The 16,527-nt window shown below is 70.5% G+C and carries 15 protein-coding genes; 9 read left to right on the top strand and 6 right to left on the bottom strand.

Annotated elements, in window-relative coordinates; genetic code table 11:
• Window positions 1-67 precede the first annotated feature (67 nt).
• From ACIRVH_RS03385 to ACIRVH_RS03375, 3 genes are all read left to right on the top strand, one after another.
• A complete protein-coding gene (locus ACIRVH_RS03385) occupies window positions 68-1,456 on the top strand; it encodes an OFA family MFS transporter (protein WP_403947733.1) in 1,389 nt (462 codons plus the stop codon).
• A 1-nt stretch (window position 1,457) separates the two neighbouring features.
• Window positions 1,458-2,855 (top strand): OFA family MFS transporter, encoded by a 1,398-nt coding sequence (locus ACIRVH_RS03380; protein ID WP_403947731.1) that lies wholly within the window; start codon window positions 1,458-1,460, stop codon window positions 2,853-2,855.
• Between the two features lie 78 nt (window positions 2,856-2,933).
• Window positions 2,934-4,133: a low temperature requirement protein A gene (locus tag ACIRVH_RS03375; protein WP_403947729.1), complete on the top strand. Its 1,200-nt coding sequence runs from the start codon at window positions 2,934-2,936 to the stop codon at window positions 4,131-4,133.
• 25 nt (window positions 4,134-4,158) lie between these two features.
• Here ACIRVH_RS03375 and ACIRVH_RS03370 read toward each other — a convergent pair whose 3' ends face one another.
• The gene (locus tag ACIRVH_RS03370) at window positions 4,159-4,827 is read right to left on the bottom strand and encodes a TetR/AcrR family transcriptional regulator (protein WP_403947727.1); all 669 of its coding nucleotides are present in this window, start codon (window positions 4,825-4,827) and stop codon (window positions 4,159-4,161) included.
• Between the two features lie 57 nt (window positions 4,828-4,884).
• Here ACIRVH_RS03370 and ACIRVH_RS03365 point away from each other — a divergent pair, with 57 nt between their 5' ends.
• Window positions 4,885-6,333 (top strand): MFS transporter, encoded by a 1,449-nt coding sequence (locus tag ACIRVH_RS03365; protein WP_403947726.1) that lies wholly within the window; start codon window positions 4,885-4,887, stop codon window positions 6,331-6,333.
• The gene (locus tag ACIRVH_RS03360) at window positions 6,330-6,734 is read left to right on the top strand and encodes a cupin (protein WP_403947724.1); all 405 of its coding nucleotides are present in this window, start codon (window positions 6,330-6,332) and stop codon (window positions 6,732-6,734) included. Before ACIRVH_RS03365 ends, ACIRVH_RS03360 begins: the two co-directional genes overlap by 4 nt.
• 83 nt (window positions 6,735-6,817) lie before the next feature.
• Here the strand turns inward: ACIRVH_RS03360 and ACIRVH_RS03355 are convergent, their stop codons facing one another.
• From ACIRVH_RS03355 to ACIRVH_RS03335, 5 genes are all read right to left on the bottom strand, one after another.
• Complete coding sequence (locus ACIRVH_RS03355; RefSeq protein WP_403947723.1) at window positions 6,818-7,339, bottom strand: GNAT family N-acetyltransferase; 522 nt, start codon at window positions 7,337-7,339, stop codon at window positions 6,818-6,820.
• Between the two features lie 32 nt (window positions 7,340-7,371).
• Window positions 7,372-8,049 carry a GntR family transcriptional regulator gene (locus ACIRVH_RS03350; RefSeq protein ID WP_403947721.1) on the bottom strand — a complete coding sequence of 226 codons (678 nt, stop codon included), beginning with the start codon at window positions 8,047-8,049 and terminating at the stop codon, window positions 7,372-7,374.
• A 143-nt stretch (window positions 8,050-8,192) separates the two neighbouring features.
• Window positions 8,193-9,140 carry a beta-ketoacyl-ACP synthase III gene (locus ACIRVH_RS03345; RefSeq protein ID WP_403947814.1) on the bottom strand — a complete coding sequence of 316 codons (948 nt, stop codon included), beginning with the start codon at window positions 9,138-9,140 and terminating at the stop codon, window positions 8,193-8,195.
• A 138-nt stretch (window positions 9,141-9,278) separates the two neighbouring features.
• On the bottom strand, window positions 9,279-9,407 hold the full coding sequence (locus ACIRVH_RS03340) for a hypothetical protein (protein WP_403947719.1): 129 nt from the start codon (window positions 9,405-9,407) through the stop codon (window positions 9,279-9,281).
• Window positions 9,382-10,710: an OFA family MFS transporter gene (locus ACIRVH_RS03335; protein WP_403947717.1), complete on the bottom strand. Its 1,329-nt coding sequence runs from the start codon at window positions 10,708-10,710 to the stop codon at window positions 9,382-9,384. The genes ACIRVH_RS03340 and ACIRVH_RS03335 overlap by 26 nt, the downstream gene beginning before the upstream one ends.
• 240 nt (window positions 10,711-10,950) lie before the next feature.
• Here ACIRVH_RS03335 and ACIRVH_RS03330 point away from each other — a divergent pair, with 240 nt between their 5' ends.
• The 4 genes from ACIRVH_RS03330 to ACIRVH_RS03315 are packed head-to-tail and all read left to right on the top strand — an operon-like array spanning window position 10,951 to window position 16,523.
• Window positions 10,951-11,922 (top strand): 2-dehydropantoate 2-reductase, encoded by a 972-nt coding sequence (locus tag ACIRVH_RS03330; protein WP_403947715.1) that lies wholly within the window; start codon window positions 10,951-10,953, stop codon window positions 11,920-11,922.
• Window positions 11,919-13,838: a molybdopterin oxidoreductase family protein gene (locus ACIRVH_RS03325; protein WP_403947713.1), complete on the top strand. Its 1,920-nt coding sequence runs from the start codon at window positions 11,919-11,921 to the stop codon at window positions 13,836-13,838. The genes ACIRVH_RS03330 and ACIRVH_RS03325 overlap by 4 nt, the downstream gene beginning before the upstream one ends.
• A 4-nt stretch (window positions 13,839-13,842) precedes the next feature.
• Window positions 13,843-15,666 (top strand): NADH-ubiquinone oxidoreductase-F iron-sulfur binding region domain-containing protein, encoded by a 1,824-nt coding sequence (locus tag ACIRVH_RS03320; RefSeq protein WP_403947712.1) that lies wholly within the window; start codon window positions 13,843-13,845, stop codon window positions 15,664-15,666.
• Window positions 15,663-16,523 carry a 2Fe-2S iron-sulfur cluster-binding protein gene (locus ACIRVH_RS03315; RefSeq protein ID WP_403947710.1) on the top strand — a complete coding sequence of 287 codons (861 nt, stop codon included), beginning with the start codon at window positions 15,663-15,665 and terminating at the stop codon, window positions 16,521-16,523. The genes ACIRVH_RS03320 and ACIRVH_RS03315 overlap by 4 nt, the downstream gene beginning before the upstream one ends.
• The last annotated feature ends 4 nt before the right edge of the window (window positions 16,524-16,527 follow it).

Raw genomic sequence — 16,527 nt, 5'->3', positions numbered from 1 at the left:
GCGCGCACGAAAGGCATTGGACAGGGGGCGCTGGCCAGAGCTTTCGACGCAAGGGGTGCTAGCAGGGATGAGAACCACCGACTGCACGACGTCCGTCCCCTACAGGGAGGTGACGGACCGCAACGGCCGCGTGTACCGGATCGGCGAGCGAGACGTCGATCTGATGGGCCGGACACGGAAGTGGATGGTCGTCCTGCCCTGGGTGGGCATGATGGGCATCAGCTCCGCCGAGTACGCGTTCACGTCGGCGGAGGACACGCTCCACGAGGCACATCTGTGGAGCAGCGGGCACATCTTCTGGCTGATGGGCGTCTGGGTGTTCTTCCAGGCGGCCGTGGCCTTCCCGGCGGGGCGGCTGCGGGAGAGCGGACGGCTTCCCGCCCGTACGGCCATGCTGATGGGAGCGGCCGGCACGCTGCTGGGCTATCTGGCGCTGGCGTTCGCGCCGAACGTGGTGGTCGCCTATCTCGGCTTCGGCATGTGCAGCGGCATCGGCGCCGGCCTGGTCTACGCGACCTGCGTGAACATGGTCGGCAAGTGGTATCCGGAGCGCAAGGGCGGCAAGACCGGGTTCGTCAACGGCGGGTTCGCCTACGGGTCCGTGCCGTTCGTGTTCCTCTTCACGTCCTATCTGGACCTGAGCAACTACCGGACGGTGCTCAGCCTGGTCGGCATCGGGCTGTGTCTGATGGTGGCCTCGGCCGGCTGGTTCTTCCGGGACCCGCCGAAGAACTGGTGGCCGGCCCACATCGACCCGCTGAAGGCGACCGCGGACCCGAAGATCCGGCGGGCGCTGGAGAAGAACCCTCCGGCGATCAAGCAGTACACCCCGAAGGAGGCCGCGCGCACGCCCGTCCTGTGGATGATGTGGTTCTGTCTGCTGTGCACGGCCGGCATCAACATCTTCGGCATCGCCTTCCAGGTGCCGTTCGGCAAGGACATGGGCTTCGCCGGCGGGATCGTGGCCACGGCGATGTCCCTGAAGGCCATCGTGAACGGCACCGGACGCGGGGTCATCGGCTGGATATCCGACCGCTACGGGCGCCGCCACACGCTGATCATCGTGTGCCTGGTGCTGGGTGCCGCACAGTTCGGGGTACTGGTCTCGGGCCAGATGGGCAGCATGCCCTTCTTCCTGTTCTGCTCCATGGTCTCCGGCTTCGGCGGCGGGGCGATCTTCCCGCTGTTCGCGGCCATGACGGCGGACTACTTCGGTGAGAACAACAACGCCACCAACTACGGGATGGTCTACAGCTCGAAGCTGATCTCGGGCCTGGTCGGCTCCGGTCTGGGCGCGGTCGTCGTCGGCGAGTGGGACTACCACGGCGCGTTCGTCCTTGCGGGCTCCATCGGTCTGGCCTCCGCGGTGCTGGCCCTCTTCCTCAAGGCACCGGGCAGGCCGAACGCCCGGCGCATCGTCCCCAACCCGCACCCGCTCGGCGAGGAGATGGCGTGACATGACGGCAGACCCGATAGCCACGAACAGCACCGGCGCAGGCGCGCGGCCGTACCGTGAAGTGACGGACGCGCACGGGCGCGTGTACCGCGTCGGGGAGAGCGACCGGGACATCCTCGGCCACTCCCGCAAGCTGATGGTGTACCTGCCGTGGATCGCCATGATGGCGATCAGCGTCTTCGAGTACGCGTACGGCTCCGCGGAGGACACCCTCTCCCACGCACACGGCTGGACGCAGTCCAACACCTTCTGGATCCTGAGCGTCTGGGTGTTCTTCCAGGCGGGCATCGCCTTCCCGGCGGGCTGGATGCGGGAGAAGGGCATCCTGACCGCCCGCCGGGCGATGTACGCGGGATCCGCTCTGTGCCTGGTGGGTTTCCTGGCCCTCTCGCACCTCGGCAATGTGTGGATGGCGATCCTGGGCTTCGGCGTGATCGGCGGGATCGGTGCCGGGCTGGTGTACGCGACGTGCATCAACATGGTCGGCAAGTGGTTCCCCGAACGGCGCGGTGCCCGCACGGGCTTCGTCAACGGCGGCTTCGCGTACGGCTCCCTGCCCTTCATCTTCATCTTCAACTACGCCTTCGACACGGCGAACTACCACCGGGTCCTGGACCTCATCGGCTGCTACGTGATGATCGTGGTCCTCGCCTCGGCGTTCTTCTTCAAGGACCCGCCGAAGAACTGGTGGCCGGCCGACATCGACCCGCTCACGTTCTCCGGCGACGGCAAGAACGCGACGAGCCTCGCCAAGAACCCCCCTGCGGTACGGCAGTTCACGCCCAAGGAGGCCATCCGCACCGGCATGCTCCCGCTGATGTGGATCTCCATCGTGATGACCGCCGGAGTCTCCATCTTCGGCATCTCGTTCCAGGTCGACTTCGCCAAGGACGTGGGCTTCGGCCCGCTGGTCGCGGCCTCCTCGATGGGCGTGATGGCGGTCATCAACGGCGTCGGCCGGGGTGTCGTGGGCTGGCTGTCCGACCGCTGGGGCCGCAAGTCGACCCTCGTGTTCGTCATCGTCGTCCTGGGGCTCGCCCAGTTCGGGGTGATCTGGGCGGGCGACATCAAGAGCGAGTGGCTGTTCCTGTTCTTCGCCTTCCTCTCCGGCTTCGGCGGCGGCGCCTTCTACCCGCTCTTCGCCGCGCTCACCCCGGACTACTTCGGCGAGAACTACAACGCCACCAACTACGGCCTGGTGTACAGCGGCAAGTTGGTCAGCGGCCTGTTCGGCGGCGGCCTCGGCTCGATGGTGGTCGGCGCGTGGGGCTACAACGGGGCGTACGCGCTGGCCGGTTGTGTGTCGATGGTGGCGGCGGCCATCGCCCTGCTGCTCCGGCAGCCGGGGCGGACCGACGGCACGACGGTCCCGGCAGCACGACCCCGAACGGCCTCCTGACGACCAACTCCTTCCCGCTCAACCGGTGTTCCCCCTCTACGATCTGCTCACCGAGCATCGGAGGGGGAACACCGCACCATGGACAGGGACACGGACACCACGCCCGCGCCCAGAGGCACCGAGGAACCAGGACGCCGGGTCACCAGCCTGGAACTCTTCTTCGACCTGGTCTTCGTCTTCACACTGACCCAGCTCACCGTGCTGCTGGCACACAATCTGTCGTTCGCCACGGCCGCGCGCGTGGCGCTGATCCTGGTCGTGCTGTTCTGGATGTACGGCGCCTACGCCTACCTCACCAACCAGGTGCCGCCCGACCGCCCGTCGCGGCGCCTGCTGCTGATGCTGGGCATGGGCGCGTTCCTGGTCTGCGCGCTGGCGATCCCCCGGGTTTTCGACGACACCGGCGTGATCTTCGGACTGGGTTTCCTGCTGGTGGTGATCGTGCACACGGCGCTGTACACCCGCAGCCACGGCTGGGACTCCATCTGGTACGGCGTCCCGAACGCGCTGGCCGCCCTCTCCGTGACGGCTGCGGGCGGCACCGGCGGCCTCGCGGCGGACGGTCTCTGGCTGCTGGCGATCGCCCTGCAGTTCGTGACCCCGTTCGTCGCCGAGCACGGGCCGGGCCGCAGGGACGGACGCAGCGCGGCGACGCTCCGGGTGCAGCTGGGCACTCTGGACCCGGCGCACTTCGTGGAGCGGCACGGGCTGCTGCTGATCATCGCCTTCGGCGAGTCCGTGATCTCCATCGGCGTCGGCATCGGCGATCTGCCGCTCACGCCGGGCCTGTTCGGCGGCGCGTTCCTGGCGCTGGCGCTCGCTGTCGCGCTGTGGTGGACGTACTTCGTACGCGACGAGGAGGGCGCGGAGGCCGCGTTCCGCGCCACACCGGCACCGCAGCGGTGGCGGCTGGCGATGAACGCGTACTACTACGCCTTCCTGCCCATGCTGCTGGGCATCGCCTTCCTCGCGGCCGGCGTGAAGAAGACCGTCGGTCACCTCACCGAACACCCGCACTGGGGCCCGGCCCTGGCCCTGGCGGGCGGCGTGGCCCTCTTCCTGGCCGGTGACGCGGCCTTCCGCGCCACCCTGAACCTCCGCCCGATCCGCTACCGCGCCACCGCGGCCTCCCTGGCCCTGCTGACGTCCCTGCCGTCCACCCACCTCCCGGCCTACGCCGGACTGCTGCTCCTGGTGGCGGTGTTGACGGGGATGCTGGCGGTGGAGGCGCACCGGTGCACGACGACGCCCGAAGTCGCACAACCGGCGGATGCCTAGGCCGTGTCCACATCTCGTCGACCCGTCAGCGGGCGGCGAGAAGGCCGTCCACCATGGCGCGGAGCCCATCCAGGTAGGTGTCCTCGGCGGTCAGCGGCGCCCACCGGTCCGCGACCTGCGCCAAGCGGGGTAGCTCGCTCGGGTCGAGATCGGCGAAGACGCGCTCCCGGTAGGTAGGACGGTCATCGTCCGTGCGCCGCCGGACCGCTGTCGTCCGGATCATGATCTCTCCGGCGGTGTAGTACCAGATGGCCCGGTACCCCTGTACGGCCCGCTCGGGGGTCAGGCCGCATGCGACCAGGCCGTCGACGATCTGCTCGACGAACCACAGGGCGGATGCGGCCATCAGGTCGTCGGCGGTCAGCACCTCCACGATCCAGGGGCAGTCGGCGAGTGCCTCATGGATCGCGGCGGCGGCGACGATGACCCGCTCGCGAGGCCGGTCAGGCAGATCCGGGCGATGCAGCGTCCGCGCGGCGTAGTCGTCCAGCAGCAGGACGAGCAGTTCGTCCTTGTTGCGGACGTGGTGGTAGAGCGCCATCGGCGTACTGCCGATCTCTGCGGCCAGCCGCCGCATGGTCAGCCGGTCCACACCCTCCGCGGCCACGATTCGACGGGCGGTCCCCACGACCTCCTCGCGGGAGATGCGGGGAGGTCGGCCGAGGGTTTTGCGCGGTGCGGGCGGTTGCGGCATGCCCTCATCATCCCTCAGGTGTCGACAGCGACGGGTCTGTGCGGTTAGTTTTCTTACATGTACAAAAACTTAGGAAGGCGTCCTGGAACGGTGCTGGCGGCGGTGGCCGTCGCCCAGTTCGCCGTCGCCCTGGACCTGTCGGTGGTCAACGTCGCACTGCCCGCGATCCGCACCGCACTGGGGTTCGCGCCGCTCGGACTGTCGTGGGTCGTGCACGCATACGCGCTCGCGCTCGGCGGCTTTCTGCTGCTGGGCGGCCGGGCTGGTGACCTGTACGGCCGGCGCCGGCTGTTCGTGCTGGGCCTGGCCGTCTTCGGGCTGTGCTCGCTGGCGGGCGGGCTGGCCCAGGCCCCCTGGCAACTGATCGCCGCCCGCGCCGGTCAGGGACTGGGGGCCGCCGCGGCCGCCCCGGCCGCACTGGCGATGCTCACCACCACGTTCACCGAGGGCCCGCAGCGCGTGCGCGCGCTCGGGGTGTGGAGCGGCGTGAACGCCGTGGGGGGTGCGCTGGGCGTGCTGGCGGGTGGGCTGTTGACCGAGTACGCGGGTTGGCGCTGGGTGATGCTGATCAATTTGCCCATCGTGGCGGTGGCACTCGCACTGGTTCTCGCAGGCGTGCCGGCCGAAGCACGCGCCGTCCGGCGAGAGAGGCTGGATGCACTCGGCGCCGTCCTGGCGACCGGCGGAGTCGGGGTGCTGGTGCTCGGCGTCATCCGCACCGACACCCAAGGATGGGATTCACCGGCCACATGGGGGATGCTCGTGGCCGCGGCCGCACTCCTGGCCGCCTTCGTCCTCACCGAATCCAGGACTCCCACACCGCTGTTGCGCCTCGGCCTCCTGCGCAGCCGCTGGGTCGCCGGCGCCAACGTGCTGGTGTTCTTCTCCACGGCGGGGCAGTTCGCTTCGTTCTACTTCGTCTCCCTGTACATGCAGCAGGTTCTGGGTATGGGTGCCGCAGCAACCGGCGCCGCTTTCCTGCCGTTCTCCGTGAGCCTGGTCGCGGGCACGCTCGTGGCGACCCGCGTCACCGCGGCACGCACCCCCCGCGCAGCCCTGGTGCCCGGCGCCCTGCTGGCCGCCGCAGGCCTCGCCTGGTTCCCCTTCATCGGTCCGGACGGCAGCTTCCTCACCGACGTACTCGGCCCCTGCCTCATCACCGGCGTCGGCGTCGGGCTGGTCATCGCCCCGATCGTCGCCGCCGCGACCACCGGTGTCGCCCCCCGGGAGGCCGGCATGGCCTCCGGTCTCATGAACAGCTCCCGCCAACTCGGCGGCTGCATCGGCCTGGCCGCCCTGGCGACCGTCGCCGCACACCGCACCGGAACGGCCACCACTCCTGCCGCCCTCAATGACGGCTACGCCCTGGGCCTGGCCATCGCCGCCGCCCTCTTCGTGCTCGCGGCCCTCGTGGCGATCGGCGTACTGCCCCGCACCGGGACCGAAACACCTGCCCCGCGACCCGCCGCCCCCGCAGAGAACCGACTGGAAGGAACGCCGTCATGACGACGACGCCCGTCTCACCCATCGACCTGTTCGCCTCGGCACTGCACATCCATCCGGACGGCACCGTCCGAGTCGCCGAACGGCGGATGACGAGCAGCGACTCCGGTGCCTGGCAGATCGCGACCTTCCACGTGGAGACCGACGCCGACGTGCACGCCGACCACTGGGAGATGCACCCGGAGGCCGAGGAGGCGGTGTGCTGCCTGACCGGCGGTGTCCGCCTCTACTTCCGCCCTGCCGGGCACGGCGACACCGAGGACATGGTGCAACTGCAGGCAGGCACCGCCGTGATCGTCCCCCGCGGCCGCTGGCACCGCCTGGAGCTGGACGCCCCCAGCGACCTGATGTCGATCACCCTGCGCCACGGCACCCGCCTCGAAGAGCGCACCGACACCCCCTGACCGGAACGTGGCCCGGTGGCTGCGCTGCCGGGTCGGCACGACCAGGACCGGATCCGATACTGCGGGTGCGCGGGGCGATACCCCTAGGCCGCCGTGTCCAGGAAGATCCAATGGTCGTCCGGCAGGCCGGCGGGCGCCGGAGGGGGTACCGGGCGGGTTTCCTCGTGCCAGGCGGAGCCCACGGCGGTGGTGGCGATTCCACGCCAGAAGCGGGCGGCGCCGCTGTTGGCCTCCTGGAAGGCGATGGCCCATGCGCCCGGGCGGGAGCGCAGGAGCTGGAGAGCGGCCCGTCGGCCGACGCCGCGCCTGCGCAGGGCCCGTACGACGAAGAACGCGGAGATCGAGGTCGAGCCCTCGGGCAGGGGACGGGTCAGGACGAAACCACTTGGGGCCGTGCCGTACCGGATCAACAGGGCTTCCCGCTCCGGCTCGTCGAAGAACAGCGGCAGGCCGCGGAAGCCGAACCTCCCGTCGGCCGCCGGGAGATGGCCGAGGAACTCCGACATGTCGTGACGGTACAGCTGGGACAACTGCTCGACGACGGGGCGCAGTTCGACAGTCGCGGGGAGGAGTGTGACGGGCGCGGAGTCCGTGATCGGTCCCATCCGGGGATTCTCGCACGCGCCGCCGGCTGCGCTCAGGACGCGTTCTGTTCGTGGTACGAGCGGCGGGTGTGCTCCGTGTGTTCGCGCATCAGGTGGGTGGCGCGCTGTTCGTCGCGGGCGGTGATCGCCGTTATCAGCTCGCGGTGTTCGATCCAGGACTGCTTTCCGCGCTGTCGGGCCACCGGCGTGTAGTACCAGCGGACCCGGCGGTCGACCTGGCCGGCCAGTTCGGCGAGGACCGTGTTGCCCGCCAGTTCCATCACCTTGGCGTGGAAGGCCGCGTTGAGGGCGACCGCGCGGTCCACGTCCTCGGCCGCGACCGCCTTCTCACCCTCGGCGCACAGCTCCTGCAGGGCGTCGATGCCCGCCTTGTCGGCGTTCCGGGCGGCCAGTCGGGCCGCCTCCGCCTCCAGGAGAGTGCGGACCGTGAGGAGTTGGTCGGCCTCCTCCTGGGTGGGCTCGTGGACGAACGCGCCCTGTGCGGGCCGCAGGTCGACCCAGCCCTCGGTGTTGAGCCGCTGCAGCGCCTCGCGGACCGGCTGGCGGGAGACACCCAGGTGTCCGGCGAGTTCGCTCTCCACGAGGTGCTGGCCGGGCCGCAGCGCGCGGGTGGTGATCAGCTCCAGCAGTGCCTCGTAGACACGGTCGCGCAACGGTCCGGGCCGTTCCAGCTTGGGTACGGCTCCCTGCGGCAGTCCGGTCGGCAACATCGTGGTCCCCCTCCAGGCTGTTTGCAGTACACGATGGACTGCCCACTATGGATTGTCTTTCGTCTACAGTCTACGGTGCACAAAAGCCAGAAGAAGTGGGAGTTGAGCGCGTCACACCGCCCTGTGCGCCCCCGCGGACGGCGTCACGGGCACCGTACGACCTGCCCCGCGTACGACAGGTTGCCGCCGAAGCCGAACAGCAGAGCCGGGTCACCACTGCGGACGGCGCCCTGCTCGAGCAGCTTGGACAGGGCGAGCGGGATACTGGCCGCGGACGTGTTACCCGATTCGGTGACGTCCCGCGCGATCACGGCGTTGACGGCGCCGAGCTTCTCCGCGAGCGGCTCGATGATGCGCAGATTGGCCTGGTGCAGCACGACCGCGGCGAGGTCGGCGGGTGCGACGCCGGCCTTCTCGCAGGCGCGCCGGGCGATGGGCGGCAGCTGGGTGGTGGCCCAGCGGTAGACGCTCTGCCCCTCCTGCGCGAACCGCGGCGGCGTGCCCTCGATGCGCACCGCGTTGCCCATCTCCGGCACCGATCCCCACAGCACCGGCCCGATCCCCGCCTCCTGACCCGGTGTGCACGCCTCGACCACGGCCGCCCCGGCCCCGTCGCCGACCAGGACGCAGGTGGTGCGGTCGCTCCAGTCGGCGATCTCGGACATCTTGTCGGCGCCGATCACCAGTGCCCGGGTCGCGGCGCCCGCTCGTACCGTGTGGTCGGCGGTGGCCAGCGCATGGGTGAAGCCGGCGCAGACGACGTTGACGTCCATCGCGGCCGGCCGCGGGATGCCGAGGCGGGCGGCCACCCGGGCGGCGGTGTTCGGGGAGCGGTCGATCGCGGTGGACGTGGCCACCAGCACCAGGTCGATGTCCTGGGCCGTGAGCCCCGCGGCGGCCAGGGCCTTGGCGGCGGCGTGCGCGGCGAGTTCGTCGACCGGTTCGTCCGGGCCCGCGATGTGCCGGGTCCGGATGCCCACCCGGCTGCGGATCCACTCGTCACTGGTGTCGACCATGTCCGCGAGGTCCTCGTTGGTGAGTACCTTCGCGGGCTGATAGTGACCGATGGCGGCGATGCGCGAGCCGTGCATGTCGGGGATCCCCTCGTTGCCCTGGGTAGCGGGATCCACCAGTCTGATCAGTGACTCACGAGTACGACGGCAGGTGAAGCCACAGGATTCGGGCGCCCGAGTTGTCGGCTTCCCTCAGACACTCGGACGCCCGAGCACTCACCCCGTGAACAGCTGTGTCGCCTTCCGGACCAGCTCGTACACCCCGTACGCGAGGGGCGCCCCGACCCACAGCCAGGAGAAGCCGATCAGGATCCGGCGGCTAGGCGGGCTGCTGTCGCTGGGCATCGGCGGCCTCCCTCTGGGCGGGGATGTGGTGGCGGGCGTCGACGGGACGGACGAGTTCGTTGGCGACGAAGCCGATGACCAGCAGGCCGATCATGATGCCGAACGACAGCCCGTACAGCGACGAGCCGTGCTTCCCGGCCGCCTCCTGCCGGTCGGCGATCCAGTTGACGATCAGCGGGCCGAGCACCCCGGCCGTGGACCAGGCGGTGAGCAGCCGGCCGTGGATGGCACCGACCTGGTACGCGCCGAAGAGGTCCTTCAGATAGGCGGGGACCGTGGCGAAGCCGCCGCCGTAGAAGGAGAGGACGACCAGCGCGCACAGCACGAACAGGGGCTTCGAGGAGTCCCCGAACAGGGCGATGAGCAGGTACATCAGCGCGCCGACGCCGAGGTAGACGCGGTAGATGTTCTTGCGCCCGATCAGGTCGGAGGTGGACGACCAGCCGATCCGGCCGGCCATGTTGGCGGCCGACAGGAGGGCGACGAATCCGGCGGCCGCGGAGGCCGACACGGGGGTGGAGCTGTCCGCGAAGAAGTCCGTGATCATCGGTGCGGCCTTCTCCAGGATGCCGATGCCGGCGGTCACGTTCATGCACAGGACGACCCACAGGCACCAGAACTGCGGGGTGCGCACCGCACTGCGCGCGGACACCTGCACACTCCCGGCCGCGGCCGGCGCGCCCTCGACGGGCCGGTCGGTGCGGGGTACGCGTACGAGGAGCACGCCGAGTGTCATGAAGACGGCGTACGACAGCCCGTGCACGAGGAACGCGAGGGCGATCCCGGAGTGGCCGGTGCCGAAGGAGTCGAGCATCTGCGCCGACCAGGGCGAGGCGATCAGCGCGCCGCCGCCGAAGCCCATGATGGCGATGCCGGTGGCCGTGCCGGGCCGGTCCGGGAACCACTTGATCAGGGTGGAGACGGGCGAGATGTAGCCGATGCCGAGGCCGATCCCGCCGACGAAGCCGTAGCCGAGGACGATCAGCCAGTACTGCTTCGTCTGGGCGCCGAGCGCGGAGATCAGGAAACCGGAGGAGAAGCAGACAAGGGCCACGGTCATCGCCCAGCGCGGCCCGTTGCGCTCGACGAGCGTGCCGCCGAACGCGGCCGACAGGCCCAGCATCACGATCGCCAGCTGGAAGGGCAGCGCGCTCCGGGTGCCGTCGAGCCCGAGCGCGGACTCCAGGGGCGGCTTGAACACACTCCAGGCGTAGGCCTGGCCGATGGACAGGTGGACGGAGAGGGCTGCGGGCGGGACGAGCCAGCGGCTCCACCCCGGGGGTGCCACAGGAGGGCTGCTCATGGGTCCCGGACGGTAGGGCGGGGCACGGGAGTTGAGAAGACGCCGGGTCGACCGTATGCGGTGAACGGTATGCGGACTGCGCTCAACGGTCGTCGCGCGAACCCTTGCCGCACACCCCTCCATACTGTAGACAATATTTCGTCGACAGGATTCAGCCGTCATTGGTCCGTCAGTCCGTCGGGCCCCGGCTCCTTCTCCCCCCACCTCCGCGGTATCCCTCAAACCGAACGGAGTGCTCCCGTGAAAGTCGCAGTCCTCGGCGCCGGTGCGATCGGCGCCTACGTCGGTGCCGCGCTCCACCGCGCGGGCGCCGACGTGCACCTCATCGCCCGTGGACCGCATCTCGCGGCCATGAGGCAGTACGGAATACGGGTGCTCAGCCCGCGCGGCGACTTCACCGCGCACCCCCACGCCACCGACGACCCGGCGGAGGTCGGCCCGGCCGACTTCGTCTTCCTGGGCCTGAAGGCCAACGCGTACGCGGCGTGCGGGCCGCTGATCACACCGCTGCTGCACGAGCGCACGGCGGTGGTGGCCGCCCAGAACGGCATCCCGTGGTGGTACTTCCACCGGCACGGCGGCCCCTACGACGGCCACCGCGTCGAGAGCGTCGACCCGGGCGGCGCCGTCAGCGCCGTCCTCGCGCCGGAACGGGCCGTCGGCTGCGTCGTGTACGCCGCGACCGAACTCCAGTCACCGGGCGTCGTACGGCACTTGGAGGGCACCCGGTTCTCCGTCGGCGAGCCCGACCGCAGCGTCTCGGCACGCTGCCTGGACTTCAGCGAGGCGATGCTGGCCGGCGGCCTGAAGTGCCCGGTGGAGCAGGACCTGCGCGGCGACATCTGGGTCAAGCTGCTCGGCAACATCTCCTTCAACCCGATCAGCGCGCTGGCCCGCGCCACGATGCGGCAGATGTGCCTGCACGGCGGCACCCGCCGGGTCATCGAGACGATGATGCGCGAGACCCTCGCCGTGGCCGAGGCGCTGGGCTGCGAGGTCGGAGTCTCCGTCGAACGGCGGCTCGCGGGCGCGGAACGCGTCGGCGACCACCGCACCTCCACGCTCCAGGACCTGGAGCGCGGCAAGCCGCTGGAGCTCGACGTGCTGCTCGCGGCCGTCGTCGAGCTCGCGGAGATCACCGGCGTGCCGGTGCCCACCCTGCGCACGGTGCACGCCATCTCGGACCTGCTCGCGCTGAGGAGCGCCGCATGAGGAAACGGCAACCCAAGACCTACACCCGGCTCACCCGCCCCCTGGTGCGCGACTCCCGCGACGAACCGTTCCGGGAGGCGAGCTGGGAGGAGGCCCTGGACCGGGCCGCACGAGGGCTCGAGCGGCACCGGGGGGCGTTCGGGATGTTCTCCTGTGCCCGCGCCACCAACGAGATGAACTATGTGGCGCAGAAGTTCGCCCGGGTCGTGATGGGCACCAACAACGTGGACTCCTGCAACCGGACGTGTCACGCGCCCAGCGTCGCGGGCCTGTCGGCGGCGTTCGGCTCGGGCGGCGGCACGTCGTCGTACGAGGAGGTCGAGCACACCGACGTCGTCGTGATGTGGGGCTCCAACGCCCGCTTCGCGCACCCGATCTTCTTCCAGCACGTGCTGAAGGGGATCAGGAACGGCGCCCGGATGTACGCGGTCGACCCGCGACGGACGTCCACCGCCGAGTGGGCCGAGAGCTGGCTCGGGCTGAACGTCGGCACGGACATCCCGATGGCGCACGCGATCGGCCGGGAGATCATCCGGGCGGGCCTGGTCAACGAGGCGTTCGTCGAGCGGGCGACCTCGGGGTTCGAGGAGTACCGCAAGCTGGTCGAGCCGTGGACGCTGTCGCTCGCAGAGAAGGTGACGGGCGTACCGGCCCGCGCCATCAGGGAGTTGGCGCACGCCTACGCCCGGGCCGAGCGGGCCCAGCTGTGCTGGACGCTCGGCATCACCGAGCACCACAACGGCACCGACAACGTCCGCGCGCTGATCAATCTGTCCCTGCTCACCGGGCATGTCGGCCGCTACGGCTCCGGACTGCAGCCGCTGCGCGGGCAGAACAACGTGCAGGGCGGCGGCGACATGGGCGCGATCCCCAACCGGCTGCCCGGCTTCCAGGACATCCTCGACGCGGACGTCCGGCTGAAGTTCGAGTCGGCCTGGGACACCGTCATCCAGCCGCACTACGGGCTGAACCTGACGGAGATGTTCGAGGCGATGGAGGAGGGCTCGCTACGGGCCGTGTACTGCATCGGCGAGAACCCGGCGCAGTCGGAGGCCGACAGCGAGCAGGCCGTGCGCCGGCTGGGGGCGCTGGACTTCCTCGTCGTGCAGGACATCTTCCGCACGAGGACGGCCGAGTTGGCGGACGTGGTGCTGCCGGCGACCGCGGGCTGGGCGGAGACGGAGGGGACGACCACCAACAGCGAGCGGCGGGTGCAGCGGGTGCGCCGGGCCGTGACCCCGCCCGGCGAGGCCCGTGAGGACATCGACATCATCTGCGAGCTGGCGGCCCGGCTCGGCCACGACTGGAAGTACGCCGACGCGGAGGCCGTCTGGAACGAGCTGCGCTCGGTGTCGCCGGACCACTACGGGATGACGTACGAGCGGCTGGAGGAGCACCAGGGCATCCAGTGGCCGTGCCCGAGCACCCAGCGGCTCGAACCCGGCCATCTGCACGGCAGGTTGTGGGAGAAGGCCCCGGAAAGGCGGGGCCCGGCCGCGCCGTTCGGGCTGGTGCAGCACGATCCGCCGGTGGACCTCACGGACGAGGAGTACCCGATCCGGCTGACCACCGGCCGGCGCCTGGACTCGTACAACACCGGTGTGCAGAGCGGTGGTTTCGCCTCTCCGCTGCGGCGCGGCGAGTACGTCGAGCTGTGTCCGGAGGACGCCGAGCGGTATGGGGTCGTGGTGGGCGAGGAGGTACGAGTGTCCTCGCGGCGCGGGTCGGTGGTGGCGCCGGTGTGGGTCGACACCGCGCTGCGGCCCGGCCTCGCCTTCATGACCATGCACTTTCCCGACGAGGTGGACACCAACCAGCTGACGATCGAGGCGAACTGCCCGATCGCGGGGACGGCGGAGTTCAAGGCGTCGGCGATCCGGATCGAGAAGCTGCCTGCCGTGACGTACGTGAGGTGAGGGCGTGGATCTGCACTTCGGCGACAGCAAGCCGACGGACGAGGAACGGGCCGCCGTGGACGCGTTGTTGGGCCCTCCGGAGTCCTCCTGGGAGGGCGCCGACCGTACGGACGCCGACCTGAGGTGGGCGCGCGGCGGCCGTGCGGCCCGCGACCGGCGCGATCTGCTGCTGCCGGGGCTGCACGCGATCAACGACCGGATCGGCTGGATCAGCGAGGGCGCCCTCGGCTACCTGTGCCGACGGCTGACCGTGCCACCCGCGGAGGCGTACGGGGTGGCCACGTTCTACGCCATGTTCTCGGTCCGGCCCCGCCCGGCCACCGTGCTGCACGTCTGCACCGACCTCGCCTGCACGGCGGCCGGCGCGGGCGACCTGCGCGCGGGGATCGAGGCACGGCTCGGCCCGGGCAGCGGGGTGAGTGTCGAGCGCAGTCCTTGCCTGGGGCTGTGCGAGCGGGCCCCGGCGGCCCTGGCGATCCGGGCGGGCGATCCGGTGCGTACGGCCGTGTCGGCGCCGGCGGTCGTCGAGGCTGCCGCCCTCGCGGCGAGCGCGCCGGACGCGGCACCCGAGGAGCCGCCGGCCGTGGCGGCCCTACCCCAGGCGGGCCATCCGTCGCTGGTGCTGCTGCGCCGGATCGGTGTCGTGGATCCGTCCTCGCTGGACGACTACCGGGCGCACGGCGGCTACACGGCGCTGCGCCGGGCGTTCGAGCTGGGTCCCGCCGGGGTGATCCGGGAGGTCACCGACTCGGGGCTGGTCGGACGCGGCGGTGCGGCCTTCCCGACCGGCCGCAAGTGGCAGGCCACGGCGTCCCAGCCGGATCATCCGCACTACCTGGTGTGCAACGCCGACGAGTCCGAGCCGGGCACCTTCAAGGACCGGGTGCTCATGGAGGGCGATCCGTACGCGCTCGTGGAGGCGATCACGATCGCTTCGTACGCGATCTCCGCGCACCGGGCCTTCGTGTACGTCCGCGGCGAGTACCCGCGAGCCGTGCAGCGTCTGCAGCACGCGATCGACCAGGCCCGGGCCCGCGGTCTGCTCGGCGACGACATCCTCGGCCAGGGCTACCGCCTGGACATCGAGATCCGGCGCGGCGCCGGCGCCTACATCTGCGGTGAGGAGACGGCCCTGTTCAACTCCATCGAGGGCTACCGGGGCGAGCCCCGTTCCAAGCCGCCGTTCCCGGTGGAGAAGGGCCTGTTCGGCAGACCCACGGTCGAGAACAACGTGGAGACCCTGGTCAACGTGCTCCCGATCCTGACGCTGGGGGCACCGGCGTACGCGGCGATCGGCACCGGACGGTCCACCGGCCCCAAGCTGTTCTGCGTGTCGGGCAGCGTGGCGCGGCCCGGCGTGTACGAGCTGCCGTTCGGTGCGACGCTCGGCGAGCTGCTGGACCTGGCCGGGGTGCGGGAGGGGCTGCGGGCGGTGCTGCTGGGTGGGGCCGCCGGCGGTTTCGTACGGCCCGACGAGCTGGGCATCCCGCTCACCTTCGAGGGCACCCGGGAGGCCGGGACCACGCTCGGCTCCGGTGTGGTCATGGCCTTCGACGACGGCGTCCCGCTCCCCCGCCTGCTGCTGCGCATCGCCGAGTTCTTCCGTGACGAGTCCTGCGGGCAGTGCGTGCCGTGCCGGGTCGGGACGGTCCGGCAGGAGGAGGCGCTGGCCCGGATCGTGGAGCGCACGGGGGCCGCGGTCGCCCACGACATCGCCCTGCTGCGCGAGGTGGGCCGGGCGATGCGGGACGCCTCCATCTGCGGACTGGGGCAGACCGCGTGGAACGCCGTGGAGTCCGCCATCGACCGACTGGGGGCGTACGAATGACCGTCACACCGCTGGGGATCCCGCGCCGTCTGCTGGAGTTCACCGTCGACGGCGAGCCGGCCAGGGTGCCGGAGGGCTCGACGATCCTGGACGCCTGCCGGGCCGCGGGCAAGGACATCCCGACCCTGTGCCAGGGCGACACACTGCGCCCGAAGAACGCCTGCCGGGTGTGCGTGGTGGAGGTGGAGAGGTCGCGGACGCTGGTGCCGGCCTGCTCCCGCAAGGCCGAGCCGGGCATGGAGGTCCGTACCGACACGGAGCGGGCCCGGCACAGCCGGAAGATCGTCCTGGAGCTGCTCGCCTCCTCGGTCGACTTGTCGACCACTCCGCGGGCCGCCGAGTGGATCAAGGAGTACGAGGCGAAGCCGGACCGCTTCGGCCCCGGCGCGGCCCGGCTGAACGAGGAGCCGAAGGTCGACAACGAGCTGTACGTGCGTGACTACGACAAGTGCATCCTGTGCTACAAGTGCGTCGACGCCTGTGGCGACCAGTGGCAGAACACCTTCGCGATCTCGGTCGCCGGTCGCGGCTTCGACGCGCGGATCGCCGTCGAGCACGAGGCGCCGCTGACCGACTCGGCCTGTGTGTACTGCGGGAACTGCATCGAGGTGTGCCCGACGGGGGCGCTCTCGTTCAAGTCGGAGTTCGACATGCGGGCGGCGGGTACCTGGGACGAGTCGAAGCAGTCGGAGACGACCACGGTGTGCGCGTACTGCGGTGTGGGCTGCAACCTCACGCTCCATGTGCAGGACAATGAGATCGTGAAGGTCACCTCACCGCACGACAACCCGGTGACCCACGGCAATCTCTGCATCAAGGGCCGATTCGGCTACCAGCACGTACAGAACCGGGGCTGATCAG

Origin of the sequence: Streptomyces sp. NPDC101165 (genome assembly GCF_044768135.1) — a bacterium.
Lineage (GTDB): Bacteria > Actinomycetota > Actinomycetes > Streptomycetales > Streptomycetaceae > Streptomyces.
The sequence above is the reverse complement of the archived record's forward strand: the minus strand, read 5'-3'. Positions and strand labels throughout refer to the sequence as shown.